The sequence below is a fragment of the Francisella sp. SYW-2 genome (assembly GCF_008711475.1).
Classification (GTDB): Bacteria; Pseudomonadota; Gammaproteobacteria; order Francisellales; family Francisellaceae; genus Francisella; species Francisella salimarina.
Genome location: NZ_VXKO01000028.1, coordinates 1 through 23,795, shown reverse-complemented (window position 1 = coordinate 23,795; position 23,795 = coordinate 1). Strand labels below are relative to the sequence as shown.

Below are 23,795 nucleotides of genomic sequence, written 5' to 3'. Positions count from 1 at the left end.
TATATTCCTTTAGTTTTGTTAACCCTGGATAGTTACGAACAGGAGATCAAAAATCTGCTATAATATAGCAAAATAGTTTATCAATAACAAATAAACTTTATAAAGGAGTTAAAATGCGTTTTGCTCATGTGATGTTGAGAGTTAAAGATTTAGATAGATCTATAGATTTTTATACAAAAATATTAGGTATGACTGTTCAAAAAAGGATGGATAACTCAGAGTATAAGTATACTTTAGCATTTCTTGGTTATGGGGATGTTTCGGATCATACTGTATTGGAGCTGACATATAACTGGGGCGATCATGATTATGATCATGGTAATGCTTTTGGTCATTTGTGTATGCAGGTGGATGATGTCTATAAGGCATGTGAAGATGTCAAGGAAAAGGGCGGGGTTGTAACTCGTGAAGCAGGTCCTGTAAAAGGTGGTACGCAAGTTATAGCATTTATAAAAGATCCAGATGGTTATCAAATAGAGCTTATCGATTAATGAATAAAGACAAGTTAAATATACTAGTAATTAGGGGATACTATAGTAAAGGCGATAGTGTTGAGCATATTGATATTGATGGTATCAAAATTAAAGTAACAACTGTGGCTTTAGGTCGACCAGTATTTGTAAAGCGTAAGCTTAAAAGAATTATCAATAAGTATAAAGTTAGTGCTGATAATTACGATCTTATCTACGCGATATCAATGTCTGCTGGGATTTCATCTTTAATTGATGAAGCCTTATATCAAAGGCTACACTTAATTACACCATTTTTTATTCATCATAAAACAATGAGAGTTCTTGGTAAGATCAAGATTAGAAAGATGTTAGGAGCATACTTATTACTATTGTTTAATGGCAAACTTGGGAAATTCCATGAAGCAATAAAGGTTACTTTAGCTGAGAACGATAACGTTGTTGATAATAAATTTTTTGAGAGTACTTGGGGAAGTGTCAATCTAATCAAAGGAATAGATCATACCCTGACTAAAGAGGTAGTTGAAGATATTATTAGAAAAGATATTGAGAATTTGAGAAAAGAAGTTTTTGGTGGAGAAGAAGTCTGTTAGCTATTGTGTCTTATAGGCAATAATTCTTAATCGGACATAATCTGCATACCAATTATTGTTTTTAGACAGATATGGTTTAGCAATTCTTTCAGCATATTCTAAGAATTCATCAGTATTAGTTACTTTATCTAATAAATTCTTTCTAAAAGTCATAGCCCAGTTTCTAAAGCCATCAGAGCCTTCTAGTAGAGTAGGTCTTTCAAATAAGATGGCATATTTGACTAAAAAGCCATTACTTTCAAGTAGAGAAGTATACTCCGAAATACTTGGGTAAAAATTTTCAAGAGCATAGTCTTGGATAGCATATTTTTGAGATGCTTTATCTAAACTTGCTAATAGATTTTTTATATTTCCTTTACCGCCCATCTCCAAAACAAATCTGCCATTTTTCTTCAAAATTTTATTTACATTTTTTATGACAGCTGTTGGATTTAGCATCCAATGTAATGCGGCATTTGAAAAAACAGCATTAAAACTCTCTGAGTTAAAAGGTAAATTTTGTTGAGCATCTGCTTCTATGAACTCTATATTTGGATAATTTTTCTTAGCTTGATTTAACATCTGATTTGAAACATCAATACCAACTATGCTAGCTCCTTGTAATTTTATTTTATTGGTAAGCTCACCCGTACCGCATCCAATATCTAAAATTTTCTCATCTTTTTGAGGGCCTAGAAGCTCAACAATTTCGTTGCCATATTCTGTGACAAACTTACCTATTGAGTTATATGATTTTGGTTCCCATAAATTATTATTGCTCATGGTTTATTTTAACCTCTTGATATAGTTGAGTGATGAAATAACCAGTATATAAGCAAGCCCCATATACCAAAGACTAATCCAACAAGTATCCAAATATTTTTTGGTAAAAGTATTGTGGTTATTCTTCTGTCTAAGACTCTGGGGATATCTTTAGCTATCCCTAAACCACAAAAAATATGAATCAAAACTGTAAAGGCAGTAATAATGGGTAGTGAATTGTTGATTAATGTTGTTGAAATAGTACTTACATCCATATTTAAAACCTTTAAAATACAATTTTTGAGTGTGCTTTTGAACTATAGGTATGCATATAATGTTCAGCTACTACTTCTAATACTTCATCAATACTATCTACAAGGGTTAGAAGGTTAACTTCTTCTTTACTAACTACGCCTTTTTGAACCAAGGTGGTTTTTATCCACTCCATTAATCCGCCCCAGAAATCTTTACCATAGAGTATAATTGGCATTTTGACTTTTTTACCTGTTTGTATCAGGGTTGTAATATCAAAAAGCTCATCTAGAGTACCAAAGCCACCAGGCATAACTATATATGACATAGAGTGTTTGATAAACATCGCCTTACGCGTAAAAAAATATCTATAAATCAAAAAGACATCTTGATAGCTGTTAGGTTTTTGCTCATGCGGTAACGTTATGTTAAGACCAACACTGGAGCAGGAGCCTTGCTGTGCACCTTTGTTTCCTGCTTCCATAATTCCAGGACCACCACCTGTGATAACAGCAAAGCCATGATTTGACAAAGATTTAGCTAGTTCAACAGTATCTTTGTAGTACCTATCATCTTCAGAAATTCTTGCTGAACCAAATATACTGATAGCCGGAGATATCTTATCTAATCTTTCATATCCTTCGACAAGTTCAGATGATATTTTCATAATATCCCAACTGGCTTTAGCCTTGTCAAACCCCATTTCGCTAGATGGTGCCGAGACTATTTTTTTTTCTTTCCAATGCATTGATAATCGCCTTTAAATTAAACTAGTGTTTTATAATACTATTAAATTATTATATAATTATATCCATTAGCTTGAGATAATACTACATCGTCGATGCCGGTTATGTATGTTCAGGCGGAGTTTAAATTTAATCTACTAAAGGAGATATTAAATGGGTTTTTTAGCAGGAAAGAAGATACTTGTTACTGGTCTGTTAAGTAATAAATCAATCGCTTATGGTATTGCCAAAGCTCTTCATAGAGAAGGTGCAGAACTTGCGTTTACTTATGTTGGTCAATTCAAAGAAAGAGTTGAAAAATTAAGTGATGAGTTTAATCCAGCTGCAGTTTTGCCTTGTGATGTAACCTCTGATCAAGAGATGAAAGATCTATTTGTGGAACTTGGTAAAGTTTGGGATGGTCTAGATGGTATTATTCATTCGATCGCATTTGCTCCACGTGATCAGTTAGGTGGAGATTTCGTTGATACTGTAACTCGTGAAGGTTTCTCTATAGCTCATGATATTAGTGCATATTCTTTTGCAGCTTTAGCTAGAGAAGGCCGTGAAATGATGAAAGGTAGAAAAGGCTCTATCGTAGGTCTTACATACATTGGAGCTGAAAAAGCTATGCCTAGTTATAATACTATGGGTATTGCTAAAGCATCTTTAGAAGCTACTATGAGATATACAGCTCTTGCTTTAGGTCCAGATGGAATAAATGTAAACTGCGTTTCAGCAGGTCCGATCAAAACTTTGGCAGCTTCAGGTATTTCTAATTTCAAAAAGATGTTAGATTATAATGCTACAGTATCTCCACTTAAGAAAAACGTAGATATTATGGAAGTTGGTAACACAGTTGCATTCTTATGTTCTGATATGGCTTCTGGTATTACAGGCGAAAACATCCACGTTGATGCTGGTTATCATAGCGTTTTGATGGGTAATGTTCTTTAGTTTTAAAATATCTTAATTTAGTTTTATCTGACTCAATCTTATATATTATTATATAATAAAAATTGATATATTTTATAAAAAATATTAGTTTTAATTATTTGTTTTAATCGTTGATAATAACCTTACAAAAATAAATTTATAAGGTTGTTTATGAAAAAAAGAGCTTTAAACTTTGTGTTTGCTTCAATATGTGCTTTTGGAGTATCACAAGGTGTTGCACAAACAAATCCACAGTGTTTAGATAAATCTTTCACTCTACAGCTTCTTGGTTCTGGCGGACCGATTACAGATGATGCTAGAGCGTCAGCAGGTGAACTAATATGGATTGATGGAAAATCTAAGATTTTGATTGATGCTGGTGGAGGTACATATCTTAGATTTGGTCAATCAGGGGCTAGATTAGAGGATTTAGATTCGATCAATATGACTCATTTTCATGCTGATCATTCAGCAGATATTCCAGCGATATTAAAAGGAGCATATTTCTCCAAAAGAACAGAGAATCTCTCATTTTCAGGTCCTACAGGCTCGGGCTTGTTCCCTAGTGCGACTGATTTTCTTCAACGAGTTTTTGGTGAAGAGCATGGTTCTTTTGCATATTTACATGGAATACTTACAGCTACTGATGGTTTCCCGTTTAAGCTTGATCCTGTGAAAAATATTGACTATACAAAATTAGAACCAACGAAGGTCTTTTCAAATGATGAGTTTACTGTTTGGGCGTTAGGTATTCCTAAAGGTGATGTTCCAACTTTGGCATATAAGATTGTATCTAAGAAAGGTACTATCGTTGTAACAGGTGCCGGTGGTAGTAATGATCATGATAAGTTTAGAGATGCGTTTGTTAAATTTGCAAAAAATGCAGATATTCTAATGATGCCAATGCCGATTGATGAAAGTGCTGATGCAGCAGGTAGTTTCTTACATGCTAAACCATCAGTCATTGGACAAGTTGCTGCAGCAGTTAATCCAAAAGCATTAGTTTTAAGTCATTTCTTAGGTAAAGGTTTGGTACTTAAAGACGAGTCAACAAAGATAGTTAAAAAGTATTATAAAGGACCTGTTTATGAAGGTCGAGATTTAGCATGTTTCCCAGTTAATGGAGTTAAATAGGAGAATTTAATATGAAAAAAATACCTTTAACAATTGCTTTAACAGCTTCTATGTCGTTTGGTATTGCTTTAGCAGAAGAAGCAAAAGCACCAGTTGCACAGGTTCAGGATTCATCTGAGAGTAGTCCAATAGCTCAAGGCGAAGGCAAATGTGCAAGTGGTAAATGTGGCTCACTTAAAAAATTTGGTGTGGTTGATGTTGATGCTGATGAGCAAGATGGAAAACTTGTCAGAGCAAGAGATGGTAACTGTGGTACAAAGGTGTGTAAAAGTTATGGTAAGCAAGATAAAAAAGAGATAGCACAGTTGGGTAAATGCTCTAATGGGGTTTGTGGACAATGATTGGTAAGAGTCAAGGTATAGGCTTAAGATCTGAGCATCAATCAATATTATCAACACAAAAAGTTGAAGGGATTGATTTTTTAGAGCTTTCTCCAGAAAACTGGATGGGTTTAGGAGGTTTTAAGAGAGATTATCTTGACAAGGTTGCCAATATCTATCCTATCATAGCCCATGGCTTGAGTTTATCAATAGGAGGTTTTCAACCACTTAATAAGAAATTTCTGAATGAAATTAGAGCATTCTTAGATGATTATAGTATTGAAATATATAGTGATCATTTATGTTTTTCTGATGATGAAAAAGGGTACTTATATGATCTTTTGCCAGTTCCTAGAGAGAAAGAAAATATTTCTTATATTTGCAATCGCATAGAGCAGGTTCAAGAGATTATAAAAAGACCGCTTACATTAGAAAATATCTCATATTACTACCAATATGATAATGATATGAATGAGCTAGATTTTATCAATGAGATTCTACAGAAAAGTGGTGCGAAAATGCTTCTTGATATAAATAATGTTTATGTTAACGGACATAATCACAACTATGATGCTTATGAATTTATAAAAGGTATAAATAAAGGTAGCGTTAATTATTACCATATAGCAGGACACTATAAAAAAGATGATTTCATTTTAGATACTCATGGTAAAGATGTAATACAGGAAGTAAAAGAGCTAGCTAAGTTTGCTGTGGAGCAACATGGTTGGCACCCAATGTTACTTGAACGCGATCATTTTATACCAAAGCTTGATGATTTGGTGAGTGAGTTAAATAGCATAACAAGTATTATAGAGGGAAAAATATGAATATATCAGAATCTATAAAAACTAAAATGCAAAACTTTACTCATGCTATTCGTTACGGTAGTGCTAGTGATGAAAAGATACAAATGTATCGTGAGTTTATTGTTGGTAATGTATCTAGTGTTTTAGAAAATACTTTTCCTTACTTTAATAAACATGCCTCTCAAGAGATTAAAGATAAGATTTTAAAAGTTTTTTTTGAGGATAATATATCATCTGAGCCAGCATTTCATCAAATAGCTACAGAGATACTAAAATCTTCAAAATCTGTAGAAATGAATGAAAAATTATCTAAGTTAATAGAGTTTGAGTGGCTACTTTTTTCTATAGAAATAGATGAATCTAAAGTTTTTGAAAATATAGAAATTACTAAAAACCTAAGTTTTAAAGACATTCGAGATATAAAAGAAAATCCAACACTAACTTTTATACTACTTCCTTTTGATATAAATGATTTGGATGAGGAAATAAGCATAGATAAAAATATTATGTATGCACTTTATCGCAATACAAACCACAGAACTTTATATCAAAGATTAACACCATTAGAATTTGCAGTTCTAAGTTCTGTTTTAGAAAAAGGTGTAAGCACTTTTGATTTAGAAGATTTTCAACAAATAGACAATAAATATAAAGAACGGTTGATTAAGAGTTTAGTCTCTTGGCATAACCAAAATATGATTACTTTATCAGTATAAGGAGCAATTTATGATAAATAGAATATATGATATATATTACAAGATTATCCAAAAGTTTCAGTCTATCGACTTTTTACTTTTGTTAGGTATAAGACTCTATTTAGTACCGACTATGTTTGTAGGGGCTAGATCAAAAATAGAGGGTTTTAGTACAACTGTGGCATGGTTTGGTGCCCCAGCTTCTCAAGGTGGTCTAGGTATGCCTATGCCAGAAGTTATGGCATTCTTAGCAACTTCTGCAGAAGTTATCGGCTGTGTTGGTATCGCATTAGGCTTATTTACTAGACTTGTTTCTATTCCAATGATGTTTGTAATGGGTGTTGCTGGTGCTGCGGTTCACTGGGCTCATGGATGGCCTGCGATTGCAGATAAAACTGCAGAATCTACACAGAGGCTAAATGATCTATTTGTATGGTTATCACAAAACTTCCCAGATAGATATAACTATGTTACTGCTCTAGGCGATCCTGTAATGCTCAATGGAGGTATGGAGTTTTCTGTTACATACTTCATTATGTTATTTACATTATTCTTATACGGTGGTGGAAGATATGTAAGTGCTGACCACTGGCTGAAGAAAATTTTTATTAGAAACTAGTGTTATCTAAGCCCTAACTTAACTAGATCGTGCATGGTGATTATACCTTCAACATTATTTTTACCGTCAACCACTGCTAAACTAGTGATCTCAAACTTTTCCATTTCTTCAAGTGCTATAATTGCCATTTCATCACTTGAAACTGTTTTAGGATTCTGACTCATAACTTCACTAATCGCTCTCTGAGAATTAAAGCTCTCGGCTTCAAACATTCTTCTTAAATCACCATCAGTAAATATGCCTAAGAGCTTGTCACCATCAACAACCAATGTGCCGCCGACTCCTTTATCACTTATTTCTAATATTGCTTTGCGTATGTTATCCGTAGATTTGACTTTTGGTATTTCATTACCTTTGCGCATAATGTTTTCAACTTTTAGTATTAGTTTTCTACCAAGTGCGCCACTAGGGTGAGAAAAAGCAAAATCTCTAGCAGAAAAATTTTTAGCCTTAAGTAAAGCAATTGCTAAAGCATCACCTAGAACTAATGTTGCAGTTGTACTAGATGTGGGCGCAAGGTTAAGGGGGCAAGCCTCTTTATCAACACCTAAATTGAGTGTTACATCACTATTTTTAGCCATTAGTGAATTTTTATTACTAGTAATAGAAATTATAGGTATATTGAGATGTTTGATCATCGGCATAATTCCCATAATCTCACTAGAATTACCAGAGTTAGATATTGCTACTACAACATCTTTGTTTGTAATCATACCAAAATCACCATGACCAGCTTCGCCAGGATGGACAAAGAAAGCAGGTGTTCCTGTGCTTGCAAGTGTGGCCGCAATTTTTTTGCCAATCTGGCCTGATTTTCCCATGCCAGTTATAATCACTCTACCTTGATTGTTTTTCAAAATGATGTCGCATGCTTTTTTAAAGTCATCACCAATAGATTCCTTTAACTTCTCTAAAGCTTGTATTTCAAGTTCAAATGTTTGTTTGGCATTTTCAATATGATCCATTTTGTTATTTTCCTTTATTTATTATAAAAAGCAATTAGCACTAGATATTATAGTTTTTGAGATTTATTAGCTCAAATATTTTTTATTGTTATGTTAAAATTATTTTTAATTTTTATATGTTTAGATAATTAGCAATGAGAAAATTTCAGGTTAACCCTTCGATACTATCTGCTGACCTGGCAAGATTAGGAGATGATGTTAAGACAGTTTTGGAAGCAGGAGCTGATAACATTCATTTTGATGTAATGGATAATCACTATGTGCCTAACCTTACGTTTGGCCCTATGGTTCTTAAGGCTTTGAGAGATTATGGTATTACAGCTGGCATGGATGTTCATCTTATGGTTAAACCAGTAGATAGCTTGATTGAGAGCTTTGCTAAAGCTGGTGCTAGTAGTATTGTATTTCATCCAGAAGCTAGTGAGCATATAGATAGAAGTTTACAGCTTATCAAGTCCTTTGATATTGATGCGGGTCTAGCTCTAAATCCAGCTACAGGAATAGATTGTCTAAAATATGTTGAAAGTCATATTGATAGGATATTGATAATGTCAGTAAATCCAGGCTTTGGCGGTCAAAAATTTATACCAGCAATGCTAGATAAAGCTAAAGAAGTTTCTCAGTGGATTAAATCAACTGGTAGAGATATCTTACTAGAGATAGATGGTGGCGTTAACCCTAATAATATTGCAGAGATTGCAGCTTGCGGAGTTGATGCTTTTGTAGCTGGGTCGGCTATTTTTAACTCAGATAGCTACAAACAAACTATTGATAAGATGAGAGATGAGCTCAAGAAAATCTAGTATGATACTTAAGCTTAAAATTATAGAACTCTTTTTTTCTGTAATAATAGTTTTATTGAGCTATTTTATACCTCTACATATTTTTGATTATGATATTAGCAACTTTAGTAGTTTTAACTTTTTAGCATCATTTATAGTAGTTATTGCACTGCTAACATTTCTTATTGCTGAATACACAAATGGTGAGAAGATTTCAAAATCAAGAAATATACTAAAAGTAATATTATGTTCATTTACGATAGCAATAGTGATTACATCTTTAGCCTTTTTTTTGAGAGGTTTTGCTTTTCCTCGTAGTATTATTCTTATTGGTTTTATTATTCAGTTTATAGCTTTATCTGTATTACGTGTCTACTTTAGGAGGCTGATGCGGAATACTATTTATAACAGTGTATTGATTATAGGATGTCATGGTGAACAAGACTGGCTTTTTGATAAAGCAATGCATTCTAAGTTGCCTAATGAAACCGTGAATGGCTACCTATGTATAGATATGGATGGTTTAACGTTGGTTGATATTATCAAAAGTTATACTAAAGTTTTTATTTCAGATAAAGCTCTAAAGCAACTTGGTGATAATGATTTATCACTTTTGAGTCAGTGTAATGTTGAGATGGTGATTATTCCTCGAAAGTATGAAATATCTATTTGGGGAGCTGTACTTATACCTCTTGGTGATAGTCTAGCGATGAGTGTTAAAAATTTTGGTTTGTCATTTGAAGCTCAAGCAGTAAAGAGAATTTTTGATATGATTTTTAGTGTTGTGATTATTATTCTGACTGCTCCAATTATGTTGATAGTTGCTTTGGCTATATTTTTAGAAGATAAGAGGTCACCTTTTTTCGTTCAAGAAAGAGTTTCTAAAAACGAAAAAAAATTTAAACTGATAAAGTTCCGGAGCATGAAAGTAGATGCTGAATCTCACACAGGTGCCGTGTGGGCAAGTAGTGATGACGATAGAATTACTAAGGTTGGTAAGATAATTCGGCCTGTGTGGTTAGATGAGCTACCGCAGTTTTTTAATGTCTTAAAAGGTGATATGTCTATAGTGGGGCCACGCCCAGAAAGACGAGAGTTAATTGATGAGTTTGCAAAAGAGACTCCAGAGTTCTTATGTAGAACCAAAGTTAAAGCTGGGATTACAGGATACGCTCAAGTTTTGACAAGCTATGCAACTCTTCCTGAGAATAAACTTAAGCTTGATCTTGTATATATTAGAAGATGGAGTTTTGTTTTTGATTTACTTATTATTATCGAGACAGTAAGAGTCATTTTTATGAAAATATTAGAAATATTTTTGCCTAAGAAGAAAGTAGTAAATACCAAAGTGGTGAATCAAGTAAATGTCAATTATATAGAGTATAGATATGAATAAAAAAGTATTAGTAACAGGTGGTACAGGTTACATAGGCAGTCACACGGTCGTCGAGCTTCTTGATAGAGGCTATCAAGTTGTTGTGATCGATAATCTTTCAAATAGCAAACTATCTGTAGCTGATAGAGTCAAGACAATCACAGGCAAAGATTTTGATTTTTATCAGATAGATCTTTTAGACAAAGATAAGTTAGAGAAAGTCTTTCAAGAGCATAGTATAAATGCGGTGATTCACTTTGCAGGTCTCAAAGCTGTTGGCGAGAGTGTACAGAAGCCTTTGGCTTATTATCATAATAATCTATTAAGTACACTAAATTTGCTTGAGTTAATGCAAGAGTACCAAGTTTATGATTTCGTATTTAGTTCTTCAGCAACTGTATATGGCATGAACAATACACCACCATTTGTAGAGGACATGCAACTTAGTGCAACTAATCCGTATGGTGCTACTAAGCTAATGATAGAGAATATTCTAGCAGATCTGTATAAGGCTGATAATAATTTTAATATTACATGTCTCAGATATTTCAATCCTGTAGGGGCTCATAGTAGTGGATTGATTGGTGAAGACCCTCAAGGTATTCCTAATAATTTAATGCCTTATGTTGGGCAAGTGGGGTCAGGTAAATTGCCTAAACTTAGCATTTTTGGTGGTGACTATGATACTAGGGATGGTACTTGTATCAGAGATTATATCCATGTGGTAGATTTGGCTATAGGGCATATATTGGCAATTGAGCATATCTCAAAGGTTGAGCCAGATTGGCGAGCATATAATCTAGGCTCAGGTCATGGATGTAGCGTACTAGAGATTGTCACAGCTTATGAGAAAGCACTAGGTAAAAAGATTCCATATCAAATAGTAGCTAGAAGAGCGGGTGATATTACAGAGATGTCCGCGAGTGTTGCCAAAGCTAAACAGGAGCTAGGTTTTGAGACACAAAAAACTATCGATGATATATGCGTTGATATTGTTAGATGGCAGAATTACGCCAAAGAGAATGATATTTAGAGAATGAAAATCTTACATGTATTTAAATCATTTTATCCTGAGACTTATGGTGGTATAGAAAAGTTCATACATGAGCTATCAGTTGCTGTGGCTAAAAAGTATGATTTAGATATACATATTCTAGCTATGGGTAAAGAGAATCGAACTATATATAAAGATTTTTATACATTGCATTTTGCTAAAACAAATTTGAATATAGCTTCAACAACTTTTTCATTATCGGCAATTAAGAAATTCAAAGAGTTAGCTAAGCAAATTGATATTATTCACTATCACTTTCCATATCCATATGCTGACTTGTTGCAGACTATTTGTAGAGTAAATAAGCCATATATAGTCACTTATCACTCAGATATTATCAAGCAAAAAAAGTTGATGATATTGTATAAACCTTTAATGAGAAGGTTTCTCAATGGCGCAAAATATATTTTACCAACATCTCCTAATTATCTTGAGAGTAGTGAGATTCTTAGAGAAATAAAAGTACCTAAAAAAGTTATTCCAATGAGTTTGGATAAATCAGATTATAATATTGATGAGGAAAACTATTTATATTGGAAAAATAATATTGGTTTTAAGAAATTCATTATCTACATTGGTGGGTTGAGGTATTACAAAGCCTTAGATATCTTGATTGATGCTATGCAAGGGCAAGATTATCCACTTGTTATAGTTGGTGATGGTGATCAAAGAGATCTGCTGGAGCAAAAAGTTAAGCAAAATAATCTGCAGAATATAAAATTTGTCGGTGCATTAGATGATAAGGATAAGCTATCATTACTAAAGCTAAGTTATGCTCTGGTGTTACCCTCAAATATAAGGACAGAAGCTTTTGGATTAGTCTTACTAGAGGCAAGTATATTTGCTAAGCCAATGATAACTTGCGAGATTGGTACAGGTACAACCTTTGTAAATATTGATAAACAAACTGGATTAGTAGCCAAGTCAGATGATAGTCAAGATTTAGCCAAAAAGCTCAAAGAGCTTTGGCAAGATGAACAAACAGCTAAAGACTATGGAGCTAATGCTAAAGCTAGATTTGACGATATCTTTAGTCTAGAAAAAATGGTCGAAAGTTATAAATCAGTTTATGATGAAGTGATAGAGAGTGGTGTAAAATGAAACAATTTTTTAAATATTTTTTTGGTATTTTAGATTCTACTCAGAAAAAAAGATTTTTTTTATACCTTGTTCTATTATTTTTAGGCTCAATATCTTCGATACTAGGTGTTGGAGCTGTTATTCCTTTTGTGAGTATTTTAGTTAACCCAAATCAGTTTGATAATATACATTTTCTGAGTGGCTTTAGTCATTTTCAAATAATACTAATAAGTATACTTTTATTAATTTCAGCTTTTTGGATAAAGAATATAATTGGTGTGGCACTATTTTGGTTTCAAACCAAATTTTTAAACTCTATAGTCCTAAGTATTCAGAAAAAGCTATTTAAACTATATATATCGATGGATTATGAATCTCATTTAACTAGAAGCACACCAACTCTTATACGTAATATAAACTCGGAAACTAATCAATTATCTGGAGGAATAATTAATCCTCTAGGAATATTAGCTACTGATTTATTTTCATGTATATTTATAGTTGCTTTATTGTTATATATCAACTTTTTATTTAGTTTTTTTACTTTGCTTATTTTGGGAGTTTCTTTATTTATCTTTATGTTAAAAATAAAAGGAATTTTAACTAAATATGGTAAACAAAGAGCAGAAGCTTGGAAAAGCATGACTCAAACAACTATGAATGGTTTATCAGGTATCAAGGAAATAAAACTCTATAACAAAGAAAAAGTATTCACGAATGAGTTTAGTGAAAAAGCAATCATGCTTAATAGGTCATTAGAGTTTAATCAAATATTTCAAATCTTACCAAGGTTTTTTATAGAAGCTATAGCAATTACATTTGTATTAATTACTTTACTAATTCTTATAGCCTTTGGTGAGTCGACAAATTCAATTTTTATATTATTATCTGTATTTGGGGTTGCTGCAACACAATTACTACCGGCACTTAATAGGATTATGCAAGCGGTTACCAGTATAAAATATTCTGCTCCAGCTCTGAGGGTAATATATGAAGAGTTAGAAAAATATCAAAACTATACAAATAGCATAGAAGATAGTTTTGTTTCAGATGTAAAGTTTAAAAAGAATATCCATCTAGAAAATATTAGTTATAGTTATCCTGATGGTACTCAAGCTTTGAAAAATATTTATGTGACAATAGGAAAAGGTAAAAAAACAGCTTTTATAGGACCTTCAGGCTCTGGTAAAAGTACCTTAGTTGATTTGTTAATGGGTTTCTATACAGCACAAAGTGGTAGTATCTATATAGATGATAAGCAAATTAATAGTACTAAGGTAGTACAAAGACTATTTGCATATATTCCACAACAAATTATACTCTATGATACATCTATTAAAGAGAATATTGCTTTTGGTGAACCAAAGGCAAGCGTAGATGAAACTAAAGTTTGGAAATGTTTAGAAATGGCTCAACTTGATGATTTTGTTAGTAATTTGAATAAAGGGATAGATACTTTTGTTGGTGAAAATGGTATTAGGCTCTCAGGTGGTCAACGCCAACGACTTGGTATAGCTAGAGCATTGTATCAAAATCCACAAATATTAGTGATGGATGAGGCAACATCAGCTCTTGATAATGAAACTGAAAAAGAAGTAACAAATGTGATAAAAGAGTTAAAAGATATAACTATAATAACAATAGCTCATAGACTTTCTACTATAGATGGGTATGATATAATTTATAGTATAGATGATGGATTGTTGATAAGTTTGGTATAAAGAGAGTATTTGAAATGTCATTTGATTTTAGTTATGAGAAACCTAAGGTTATTGCAGAAGTAGGTTGTAATCACATGGGCAGTTTTGAAATCGCTAAAGAACTTATATTCTTAGCAAAACAAAGTGGTGCCGGCTACGTGAAGTTTCAAAAAAGAAATAATAAAGACTTACTAACAGAAGAACAATACAATATGTCACATCCAGTTCCATATAATTCTTATGGTAGTACTTATGGAGAACATAGAGAGTATCTTGAGTTCACTCAAGAGCAACACCGCAAATTGAAAGAATACTGTGACTCATTAGATATTATTTATTCAACATCTGTTTGGGATGTAACTAGTGCGAAGGAGATGATTTCTATTAGACCAGAATTTTTAAAGGTACCATCTGCATGCAATAATAATTTTGAGTTGTTGAAAATATTAAGAGATGAGTATGGTGGACAAGTTCAATTATCTATAGGTATGACAACAAAAAAAGAAATTGAGGAGATTATTAGTTTCTTCGAAAAAACTGATCAGGCAAGATCAAGGCTTTTGGTATATGCTTGTACATCTGGATATCCTGTGCCATTTAATGATGTGGCTTTGTTAGAAATTAAATGGTTATATGATAATTATGGAGATAGAGTTTCAGAAATAGGTTTTTCTGGCCATCACAATGGTATTGCCATTGACATAGCAGCATATACGCTAGGTGCAAAATGGATTGAAAGACACTTTACAAAAAATAGAACATGGAAAGGAACAGATCATGCTGCATCGTTAGAGCCATGTGGGTTATCGAAGCTATGTAGGGATTTAGATGCTACATATGAAGCACTTCAGTATAAGGTAGATGAAATACTTACAATAGAAAAATTACAGAGAGAAAAGTTAAAATATAGAAAGTAAATATCAATGAACATAGCATTTATTCCTGTAAGGTGTGGCAGCAAGTCAATTCCTTTAAAAAATATCAAAGATTTCTGTGGTAAACCACTTGTTTTTTGGTGTATTGAAGCACTTCAAAATTCTATAAGTATTGACAAGATTGTTATAGCTACTGATTGCGATGAAATAAAATATACAGTTAATAGTTTTGGATTTTCTAAAGTAGAAATGTATGACAGGGACCCTAAAAATGCAGATGATATGGCAAGTACAGAATCAGTAATGTTAGAGTTTATTACTAAGCAAAGATTTAATGATAAAGATTTGTTTTTTTTAGTACAAGCTACTTCTCCGTTTACACAACCTAAAGATTTTGATGACGCATTGAAAATTTTAAAGAGTAAGAATGCTGATTCACTCCTTACATGTGTTAGAACAAAAAGATTTTTTTGGAATAATGATGCTGTACCATTAAATTATAATTATAAGGAGCGTCCAAGGCGACAAGATTTCGCAGGTTTATTTATGGAAAATGGAGCTTTTTATATTAATACTATAGGTAATATAAAAAAAGAGAAGAACCGTCTCAGTGGTAAAGTAGCTATACATGAAATGAAAGAGTTTACGGCAGTTGAGATAGATGAAGAGGATGACTGGGAAATAGCGGAAAACCTTATGTATAAATATGTTCTTTCTAAACGAACAAAAACTGTTATAAAACTATTTCTAGCAGATGTTGACGGTACTCTCACAGATGCTGGGATGTATTACGGAACTAATGGTGAAGAGTTTAAAAAGTTTAATACACATGATGGTAAAGGATTTGAACTATTAAGGGATGCTGGAATAAAGACGGGTATTATTACTAGTGAGAATACCAAAATAGTTGAAAATAGAGCTAAAAAATTAAAAGTTGATTATTTGTATCAAGGTTTAGAACATCATGGTAAACTGAATGTGGTGAAAGAAATATGTAAAAAAGAAAATATATCATTAAGTGAAGTTGCTTATATAGGAGATGATATTAACTGTAGAGAGTTATTGGCAAGTGTTGGTATGGCAGCGTGTCCAAGTTCAGCACTTAAAGAAATAAAAAATATTCCAAATATTCTTAAATTGTCAAAAAAAGGTGGAGATGGGGCTGTTAGAGAGTTTATTGGGCATGTATTAAAAGGTTATTAAATATGAAGTGTTATGTTTGTGGAAGTCAAGACTCTAAGAATAGAAACGGAAAATGTCGAGATAATGATGGCATAAAGATACTTGAATGTATGGATTGTGGGTTAGTTTATCTGAGTGATTTCTCTCATATAACAGAAAAGTTTTATGAAGAAAATGGCCAAGCAAAGTCTAATAAGAAAACAAAAATATTCAACTCTATATCTTCTATAGATACACAGAGAAGATTTGAACAATTTGCACTAAAATTGGCAAATAAAAGGGTATTAGATTTTGGTTGTGGAGAAGGAGAGTTTTTAAGTAAGTTACAAGATGAAAATATTACACAAAACTTATTTTCTTTAGAAATTAATAAAGAGTATTCTTATGCTCTGAATAAGCAGTTTGATCACTTTGATAGTATTGATGAAGTACCAGACAATAGTTTGGATTATATTACAATGTTTCATGTAGTAGAGCATTTGCCAGATCCTGTTTGTATCTTAAATAAATTATATGAAAAGTTAAAAATAGGTGGGAGAATAATAATTGAAGTTCCTAGCTCGGATGATATATTAATTAAAACATATAAAAATCAAGCATTCCAAGATTTTACATATTGGAGCTGTCATTTATATTTATTTAACTTGTATACACTTGGCAAATTAATTGATAAGTCATTATTTAAAGTTGACTATATTAAACAATATCAGAGATATAGTTTAGCTAATCATCTATATTGGCTATCAAAAGGAATGCCTTCAGGGCATATAAAGTATGCATTTTTAGAAGACTATACACTTAATCAGGAATATTCAAAAAAATTAGCTGAACTTGGACAGTGCGACACTATAATAGCCGAGATTATTAAATAGAGTGTTTTTTTATATAGAATAATGTAGGTCAATTATAATAATGAATTATATATATCTTAGTTTTGTATATTTATTAAAAGTTTTTAAATATTTATGCGAAATGCCTATAAAAGTATTGTTTCTTTTATACAGATTATATTTATTTAAAATTAGTGAGATGAGACTAAAGTATATTGCTCGTGAGTTTAATGAGAAAAATATTGCTATTGTTGGTTCATCTAGTAATTTACTTGGTAAATGTTATGGTAAAAAAATAGATGCTGCTGATACTGTTATTCGTATAAACTTTAATATTAATCATATTGAAAATATAGTTGATTATGGTTCAAAATGTGATGTTAGGTTTGTTGGAGCAACTTTAGAGTATAAAAATCATGAGCATCTTATTGAGCTGTTAAAAAAGCCTACTTATTTATCGAGAATTTATACCAGACAAGTAAATATGCCATATTTAAAAGATTTCAAGAATATTGAGTTTATAAGTGATTCATTTCATGAATTAGTTTACAGAAAGTTTATTAATTTACATAATGAAGTTAATATTCAAGATATATATATACCAAGGTCTGGATGTGCTTTTCTAATTTTTATATATCTTTATTCGAAAGCAAAGAGTATCAGTGTTTATGGGTTTTCGATGAGTAAAAAAGATAATTACAAATACTACGACACAAGTAGACAATTGAGTATATCTGATTATGATAAATCATGGATAAATAAATGCCATGGGAATATAGATGAAGAAATCAAAATATTGAGATATTTAAAAAGTAAAAGAAGAATTTCAATTTATGTATAAAGTTTCGATTTGCATACCAACTTATGAACAGCCTGAAAATTTGGATAAGTGTTTGGACTCCATTGTTAGCCAGACATTTAAGGATTATGAAGTTATTATAAGCGATGACTCAAGAACAAACTCTGTTGAATTAATTGTAGATAAGTATAAAAAAGTTTTAAATATTACTTATATTAAAAATCAAGTGCCAAAAGGATCTCCTGAGAATTGGAATGAGGCAATTCGGCATGCAAGAGGTAAGTATATTAAAATATTGCATCATGATGATCGTTTTAGAGATTCTTTTGGTCTGGAAAGGTTTATTGAGTTGATTGAGAGTTGTGATGATATAGATGCAGTATTTTGTTCATCATATCATGTAAATAAAGAAGGAAAATATGTGTCAAGTCATATTCTTAGTGATGAGAGACTATTACCAGTAAAAAAAGATTCAAAAAATTTATTTTTTGGTAATCAGCTTGGAGCACCTAGTATTATGTTATATAGAAATGGCCTGAATATTTTTTTCGATAAACGAATGAGATGGCTGGTGGATATAGATTTTTATATTAGGCTTTTGCAGAAAAAAAGCTTTATTTATACGAAAGAAGAATTAATCTCAATCAATATAAGTGAAGAATATAGAGTTACAAATGGTTGCATAAATGATAGAAATATAAATGTTTATGAAACTATGATTATGTTCGATAAATTTGATATTGGTAAACTAAATGTGAAATATAAAATGCATTTTATATTTCTTTTTTTGAGATTTAAAGTTTCCTCTTTAGCTGACATTAGAGAGTTGGGATATAAAAATTCTGTGCATTTAAGTATAATTAAACTGCTTTGGATAGTTCGTGTAATATCACCTTTTTATAAATTTTTCTTAAATATAAAAAATACCTTTAATAATTGGATTTATCGTTGTGATAATAGTTAAGCTTACAGGTGGATTAGGTAATCAGATGTTTCAGTATGCATTTTACAAGGCATTACAAACGCAAATAAAATCTGATGTTTATATAGATATAACAGGATTTAAAGGTTATAAGTTACACAATGGTTATGAACTATCTGATGTTTTTGAATTATTTGATGGTAACTTTTCAAATACAAAAATAATGAAAAAACTTTTTGGTATTGCTTACTATCTAGGTAAGTTTAATAAGCGATTTTTGACTTTTTCAAAAAAATATATTACTCAAAAAGATTTTGGTTACTCTGAAAGTTATTTTTCGGTTCGATCATGTTATCTTAATGGTTATTGGCAGTCAGAGAAATATTTTGTTAGCATTGGAAAAGACATTAGAAAATTGTTTGAATTTAAAAAATTAGACAGTAATAATCAAAATATTATTGCTGGACTGCAGCAAAGTTATAGTCTTGTTTCTATTCATATAAGACGTGGAGATTATGTTAATCATCCTTTACATGGAAATGTTTGTGACTTAAATTATTATAATGAAGCTATTAAATATATATCTAATAAAATTAGTAATGTTCAATTTCTAGTATTTTCAGATGATATTCAGTGGTGTAAGCAAAACTTAAAATTAACAAATGCTGTATATGTTACAGGAAATAAGGGTAAAAATAGTTATAAAGATATGCAAATAATGTCACTATGTAATCATAATATAATAGCAAATAGTTCTTTCAGTTGGTGGGGAGCTTGGCTAAATCAGAATAGTAATAAAATTGTTATTGCTCCTAAGAAGTGGTTTAGTGATGATAGAATCAATCAGAGAGATATATGTCCTATTTCATGGGTAAGAATATGAATGACATAATGGTATCAGTTGTAATGTCAGTATATAATGCTGAAAAGTATCTTTTTCAATCTGTTGAAAGTATTTTGAATCAATCATTTAAAAATTTTGAATTTATTATTATAGATGATGGTTCAACTGATAATAGCTTATCAATTATAAAAAAATTTCAAAAAGCAGATAATAGAATTATAGTTGTTTCTAGAGAGAATAAAGGTCTAGTCTATTCTCTTAATGAAGGTATATCTTTAGCAAGAGGCAAATATATTGCAAGAATGGATGCGGATGATGTTTGTTTAAAATCTAGGTTGGAAAAACAAGTTCTATTCTTAGAGAAGAACAAAGATATCATAGCATGCGGTACATGGATTAGAATATTTTGTGATAGTTATACAAAAATATTAAAATTTCCGTCTGATAATATGTCATGCATATCTCGTCTCATTTTTGGAGTTCCTATTGCACATCCTTCAGCTATGATAAATAAATTATTTCTGGACAAATTAAAGAAGAGTGATGGATTTATTTATGATGAGGGAATGGAGTATATTGAAGACTATAATTTATGGGTGAGACTATCAAGATATGGTAGATATTCAAATATAGAAGAAGTCTTGGTTAACTATCGGGATACACCGAATAGTATCACTGATATTGGTGAAAAAGATATTTGTGATCGCTATTTTAAGAGTATTAAAATTGCATCTCAATTTGCTACTAGGTATAAGTTATTATTATTTAGGAATGACTATGATAAAGAAGTGTATTTTAATTTAGCATTAAATGAACGAATAAAAAGTAGCAAAATTTCTCAGAAAGAATATTTAAATTATATAGATTACTTGAACATGAGTATACTTGATTCCAATGATATATCAGTAGAGTTGAAAAAATCTTTTCGAAAAATTTTATTAAAAAAATATATGTGGGTTATTTTGATTAAGAAACAGAAGTATAAGGCATTTTTAAGAAAAAATTTTTATAGTGCGTTAGGCTATTGGTTTAATAAGCAATTGAATAATTTATAGTTATTGATGAGTATTTATGGAGAAAAGTACTGGTAATGAAAGTGATGTAATGATGGCGCCTTTAGTTTCTGTAATAATTCCAATTTATAACACTGAAAAATATATAATAAGATGTTTGGATTCTATTATTAATCAGACTTATAAGAATTTAGAAATTATTATCGTAAATGATGGTTCTAGTGATGGTTCGTTAGAAATATCTCAACAATATGCAAATAGAGATGATCGTGTAATATTGGTGGATAAAGAGAATGGAGGCTTATCTAGTGCTAGAAATGCTGGGTTAGATGTGTGTAACGGCCAGTATATTTCTTTTATAGATAGTGATGATTGGGTCTCTAGGGACTATATTGAGAGCCTTTACTCAAATCTGATGGAAAGCGATACGGAGATCTCTTTTTTAGCATATGTGAAATGTGTAAATTCAGTGTGCAGATATAATAGTTATGATAAAGAGACTTTAAGGATATACTCTAGAGAACAGATTATAATAGCGTATTTAAAAGGAGTGATTCCAGGCTTTTCTTGTGGTTGGCTTGCGGATAAAGAAATATTTAGAGATATTAGGTATAAGGAAGGAATTGTTTTTGAAGATATTGAAGTTTTTTATAGAATTTTACAAAGGATTGATACCGCTATAGTCAGTAATAAGGTTGGGTACTTTTATTTTCAAAGAAACAGTGGTCTTTCTGGGAGTATTTCTGACAAGTTTAATATTCACCAGTATAATAGTTTTAGATATGCTTATGGAAGACAAACTGTAGAGCTACTAAAAAAATACCCTAATTTATCAAGCTTAATCTACATGAGTATACTAAAACCATTAGTGGGTCACTATGCATATAGTTATAAGAACAAAAATGTGATGAAAGAAAAATTATTACTCTTGTATAGGTCTTACTATAAAAAAGCTAAGAAAAATGAAGTTAAGGTGAAGTTACATTATAAAATTTTTTTTTACTTTCCTAACCTCATAGCGAGAATATATCTTTTTATGAAAAAGCTAAGAAAAACGTTAAATGCAAAAAGAATTACTAAAGAATAGCTATGCCAAAATTATTAATAGATACTCGTTGGAAGGGAAAGCATGGAATAGGTAGATATGCTTGTGAAATAATCAAATATTTACCCCAGAACTTTATCGCTACTTCCAAGCATATAAAACCATTTTCTCTAAAAGATTTGTTTTATTTAAGTTTTTTGCTTAGAAAAAAAGATGTTAAGGGATATTATACTTTTGCTGCGAATGTTCCATCATCAATATTTTTGAAAACAGATAAAGCACTACTTATAACAATACATGATCTTATACCGGTTACATCTAAATATGAGAGCAGCTTTATAAAAAAACTTTATTTTGAAAAAATACTAAAGCCAATTATTAAGAGAGAAAATGTCAAAATTATGACAGTTTCAAACTTTTCAAAAAATCAAATACTAGCATGGTCAGGTATCAACAGTAATAAAATTGCAGTTGCTTATAATGGAATATCATTTGCTTTTGATTACAACCCGACTATAGTTAAACAAAAATATTTTTTATATATTGGTAATAGACGTACTCATAAGAATATTGAGATAATATTCAAGGCGTTTAAAGATTTTAATTATTATGATGAGTATAACTTAGTATTCTCTGGACAGATGGATCATACTCTGCGAGATTATGCTCAGAAGTATAATATTTGCCTATCAAAGATACAAACTATAGGATTAGATGCTGCTGATGAAGTTTTAGCTAAATATTATCAATCAGCAACAGCAACCATACTACCTTCTTTTGAAGAAGGGTTTGGTTTGCCTTTAGTCGAGTCTATGGCTTGTGGAACTCCTGTTCTAGCCTCTAAAATAGAAGTTTTACAGGAAGTAGCATTAGATGCTGGTTTATATTTTGATCCTTATTGTGCTAATGAGTTAATTAAGCAGATGCACCAGATTGTAAATGATAAAAAAATGTATGCTGAGAAAGTAAGTAAATCACTAAATAGGGCAAAAGATTTTAATTGGGATAAGACAGCGAATATTGTCCAAAATGAACTTAAAAAGCTTAATTTATTATAGAAAATTTTAAGGAATGAAATGAAAACCTATATATTTGACTTGGATAATACACTATATCCATATAATAACGGCTTATTTGATGCACAGATGGCGAGAATGAGTGATTATATCAAATTAAAACTAAATATCTTAGATACCGACAAAGCTAATATAATTCGTGATGAACTATATTATGAGTTTGGATCTACTATGCTTGGTATGATGCGTTATCACAATATTGAGCCAAAAGAGTTTCTTGATTATATTGATAATATTGAGATTAGTCACTTCAAGCCAAATGAAAAACTAAATAAACATATTAATGATTTAAGAGAAAATAATCGTACTTATATTTTTACTAATGCTTCTAATTTTCATACTTATAGAGTTTTAAAGCAGTTAGGTTTAGATGATAGTTTTGATGGTATCTTAACTATAGAGGATACCGGCTTAGTTTCCAAGCCAAAGACTAAATATTTTGAGATAGGACGAGAGAAGTTTGATATTGATTTTACTAATGCAATATTCTTTGAAGATTCATCACACAATTTAGTACCTGCTAAACATTTAGGTATGCAAACTGTATTAGTTCATGCAGATGATCATAAGTCAGAGGCTAATTTTTATGATAATCAAGAAATAGATTATTATGTCGCAGATGTGGAGTCATTTTTTGATGGAGATTATTTAGCTAGTAGGTAATATACAGTTACAGTTTTAGAGATTTCTTTCTTCGAGGAAATGGCCAAGTGATAGTAGGTGACTAGGGTAAATATAAACTAAGGTTTTTGTAAGAAAGCAGGATATGTTTATATATTTGCAGATAAAAATAATACTGTTCTATATCGCTAATCCAAATAACTTTTGAAATCATTTTTGTCATCAACTATGTTGTAAATTATTTACGAAATTTGCATTTTCAGTCTTAAATCTCTAATTTTAGCATTAGCAATGACTATAATTTTTCTCATAACAGCTATAATAGCGACCATCTTCTT

At 31.1% G+C, this 23,795-nt stretch carries 27 protein-coding genes; 23 read left to right on the top strand and 4 right to left on the bottom strand.

The window, feature by feature from the left end; genetic code table 11:
- Positions 1-113: 113 nt before the first annotated feature.
- Together gloA and F3D57_RS08510 are read left to right on the top strand one after the other, a co-directional pair.
- The gene (gene gloA, locus F3D57_RS08515; protein ID WP_146421957.1) at positions 114-491 is read left to right on the top strand and encodes a lactoylglutathione lyase; all 378 of its coding nucleotides are present in this window, start codon (positions 114-116) and stop codon (positions 489-491) included.
- Complete coding sequence (locus F3D57_RS08510) at positions 491-1,063, top strand: hypothetical protein (protein ID WP_013922861.1); 573 nt, start codon at positions 491-493, stop codon at positions 1,061-1,063. The genes gloA and F3D57_RS08510 overlap by 1 nt, the downstream gene beginning before the upstream one ends.
- On the opposite strand, the gene F3D57_RS08505 is transcribed toward F3D57_RS08510, so the two are convergent.
- The 3 genes from F3D57_RS08505 to F3D57_RS08495 are packed head-to-tail and all read right to left on the bottom strand — an operon-like array spanning position 1,064 to position 2,804.
- A complete protein-coding gene (locus F3D57_RS08505; RefSeq protein WP_150465935.1) occupies positions 1,064-1,825 on the bottom strand; it encodes a class I SAM-dependent methyltransferase in 762 nt (253 codons plus the stop codon).
- Positions 1,826-1,833: 8 nt separating this feature from the next.
- Positions 1,834-2,079, bottom strand: a complete 246-nt coding sequence (locus tag F3D57_RS08500; RefSeq protein ID WP_013922863.1) for a hypothetical protein — start codon at positions 2,077-2,079, stop codon at positions 1,834-1,836.
- Between the two features lie 11 nt (positions 2,080-2,090).
- Entirely contained in the window at positions 2,091-2,804 is a 714-nt protein-coding gene (locus F3D57_RS08495; RefSeq protein ID WP_013922864.1) for a TIGR00730 family Rossman fold protein, read from the bottom strand.
- Between the two features lie 151 nt (positions 2,805-2,955).
- On the opposite strand from F3D57_RS08495, the gene F3D57_RS08490 reads away from it, so the two are divergent.
- From F3D57_RS08490 to F3D57_RS08465, 6 genes are all read left to right on the top strand, one after another.
- On the top strand, positions 2,956-3,738 hold the full coding sequence (locus F3D57_RS08490) for an enoyl-ACP reductase (protein ID WP_013922865.1): 783 nt from the start codon (positions 2,956-2,958) through the stop codon (positions 3,736-3,738).
- Between the two features lie 150 nt (positions 3,739-3,888).
- The gene (locus tag F3D57_RS08485) at positions 3,889-4,851 is read left to right on the top strand and encodes an MBL fold metallo-hydrolase (RefSeq protein ID WP_150465934.1); all 963 of its coding nucleotides are present in this window, start codon (positions 3,889-3,891) and stop codon (positions 4,849-4,851) included.
- 11 nt (positions 4,852-4,862) lie between these two features.
- Complete coding sequence (locus F3D57_RS08480; RefSeq protein ID WP_150465933.1) at positions 4,863-5,192, top strand: hypothetical protein; 330 nt, start codon at positions 4,863-4,865, stop codon at positions 5,190-5,192.
- On the top strand, positions 5,189-6,001 hold the full coding sequence (locus F3D57_RS08475; protein WP_191092380.1) for a DUF692 domain-containing protein: 813 nt from the start codon (positions 5,189-5,191) through the stop codon (positions 5,999-6,001). The genes F3D57_RS08480 and F3D57_RS08475 overlap by 4 nt, the downstream gene beginning before the upstream one ends.
- On the top strand, positions 5,998-6,696 hold the full coding sequence (locus F3D57_RS08470; protein WP_150465930.1) for a putative DNA-binding domain-containing protein: 699 nt from the start codon (positions 5,998-6,000) through the stop codon (positions 6,694-6,696). Before F3D57_RS08475 ends, F3D57_RS08470 begins: the two co-directional genes overlap by 4 nt.
- A 10-nt stretch (positions 6,697-6,706) precedes the next feature.
- Positions 6,707-7,294 carry a DoxX family protein gene (locus F3D57_RS08465; protein WP_004287493.1) on the top strand — a complete coding sequence of 196 codons (588 nt, stop codon included), beginning with the start codon at positions 6,707-6,709 and terminating at the stop codon, positions 7,292-7,294.
- Positions 7,295-7,296: 2 nt separating this feature from the next.
- Here F3D57_RS08465 and F3D57_RS08460 read toward each other — a convergent pair whose 3' ends face one another.
- Positions 7,297-8,259 carry an SIS domain-containing protein gene (locus tag F3D57_RS08460; RefSeq protein ID WP_150465929.1) on the bottom strand — a complete coding sequence of 321 codons (963 nt, stop codon included), beginning with the start codon at positions 8,257-8,259 and terminating at the stop codon, positions 7,297-7,299.
- Positions 8,260-8,393: 134 nt separating this feature from the next.
- Here F3D57_RS08460 and rpe point away from each other — a divergent pair, with 134 nt between their 5' ends.
- From rpe to F3D57_RS08385, 15 genes are all read left to right on the top strand, one after another.
- The gene (gene rpe, locus F3D57_RS08455; protein WP_150465928.1) at positions 8,394-9,062 is read left to right on the top strand and encodes a ribulose-phosphate 3-epimerase; all 669 of its coding nucleotides are present in this window, start codon (positions 8,394-8,396) and stop codon (positions 9,060-9,062) included.
- Entirely contained in the window at positions 9,043-10,437 is a 1,395-nt protein-coding gene (locus F3D57_RS08450; protein ID WP_150465927.1) for a sugar transferase, read from the top strand. The genes rpe and F3D57_RS08450 overlap by 20 nt, the downstream gene beginning before the upstream one ends.
- A complete protein-coding gene (gene galE, locus F3D57_RS08445) occupies positions 10,430-11,449 on the top strand; it encodes a UDP-glucose 4-epimerase GalE (RefSeq protein WP_150465926.1) in 1,020 nt (339 codons plus the stop codon). Before F3D57_RS08450 ends, galE begins: the two co-directional genes overlap by 8 nt.
- Before the next feature lie 3 nt (positions 11,450-11,452).
- The gene (locus F3D57_RS08440; protein WP_150465925.1) at positions 11,453-12,571 is read left to right on the top strand and encodes a glycosyltransferase family 4 protein; all 1,119 of its coding nucleotides are present in this window, start codon (positions 11,453-11,455) and stop codon (positions 12,569-12,571) included.
- The gene (locus F3D57_RS08435) at positions 12,568-14,271 is read left to right on the top strand and encodes an ABC transporter ATP-binding protein (protein ID WP_150465924.1); all 1,704 of its coding nucleotides are present in this window, start codon (positions 12,568-12,570) and stop codon (positions 14,269-14,271) included. The genes F3D57_RS08440 and F3D57_RS08435 overlap by 4 nt, the downstream gene beginning before the upstream one ends.
- A gap of 14 nt (positions 14,272-14,285) precedes the next feature.
- Complete coding sequence (locus tag F3D57_RS08430) at positions 14,286-15,167, top strand: N-acetylneuraminate synthase family protein (protein ID WP_150465923.1); 882 nt, start codon at positions 14,286-14,288, stop codon at positions 15,165-15,167.
- Between the two features lie 6 nt (positions 15,168-15,173).
- Complete coding sequence (locus tag F3D57_RS08425; protein WP_150465922.1) at positions 15,174-16,328, top strand: acylneuraminate cytidylyltransferase; 1,155 nt, start codon at positions 15,174-15,176, stop codon at positions 16,326-16,328.
- Between the two features lie 2 nt (positions 16,329-16,330).
- Complete coding sequence (locus F3D57_RS08420) at positions 16,331-17,179, top strand: class I SAM-dependent methyltransferase (protein ID WP_150465921.1); 849 nt, start codon at positions 16,331-16,333, stop codon at positions 17,177-17,179.
- Positions 17,180-17,336: 157 nt separating this feature from the next.
- Positions 17,337-17,978, top strand: coding sequence for a glycosyltransferase family 29 protein (locus F3D57_RS08415; protein WP_191092379.1), 642 nt, complete (start codon positions 17,337-17,339; stop codon positions 17,976-17,978).
- A complete protein-coding gene (locus F3D57_RS08410; RefSeq protein WP_150465919.1) occupies positions 17,971-18,900 on the top strand; it encodes a glycosyltransferase family 2 protein in 930 nt (309 codons plus the stop codon). The genes F3D57_RS08415 and F3D57_RS08410 overlap by 8 nt, the downstream gene beginning before the upstream one ends.
- Positions 18,887-19,741 carry an alpha-1,2-fucosyltransferase gene (locus F3D57_RS08405; RefSeq protein ID WP_150465918.1) on the top strand — a complete coding sequence of 285 codons (855 nt, stop codon included), beginning with the start codon at positions 18,887-18,889 and terminating at the stop codon, positions 19,739-19,741. The genes F3D57_RS08410 and F3D57_RS08405 overlap by 14 nt, the downstream gene beginning before the upstream one ends.
- Entirely contained in the window at positions 19,738-20,757 is a 1,020-nt protein-coding gene (locus tag F3D57_RS08400) for a glycosyltransferase family 2 protein (protein ID WP_191092378.1), read from the top strand. The genes F3D57_RS08405 and F3D57_RS08400 overlap by 4 nt, the downstream gene beginning before the upstream one ends.
- A 16-nt stretch (positions 20,758-20,773) precedes the next feature.
- Positions 20,774-21,802 carry a glycosyltransferase family 2 protein gene (locus tag F3D57_RS08395; protein WP_150465916.1) on the top strand — a complete coding sequence of 343 codons (1,029 nt, stop codon included), beginning with the start codon at positions 20,774-20,776 and terminating at the stop codon, positions 21,800-21,802.
- Between the two features lie 2 nt (positions 21,803-21,804).
- The gene (locus F3D57_RS08390) at positions 21,805-22,818 is read left to right on the top strand and encodes a glycosyltransferase family 4 protein (RefSeq protein ID WP_150465915.1); all 1,014 of its coding nucleotides are present in this window, start codon (positions 21,805-21,807) and stop codon (positions 22,816-22,818) included.
- Positions 22,819-22,836: 18 nt separating this feature from the next.
- Positions 22,837-23,499: a pyrimidine 5'-nucleotidase gene (locus F3D57_RS08385; protein WP_150465914.1), complete on the top strand. Its 663-nt coding sequence runs from the start codon at positions 22,837-22,839 to the stop codon at positions 23,497-23,499.
- Positions 23,500-23,795: the final 296 nt, after the last annotated feature.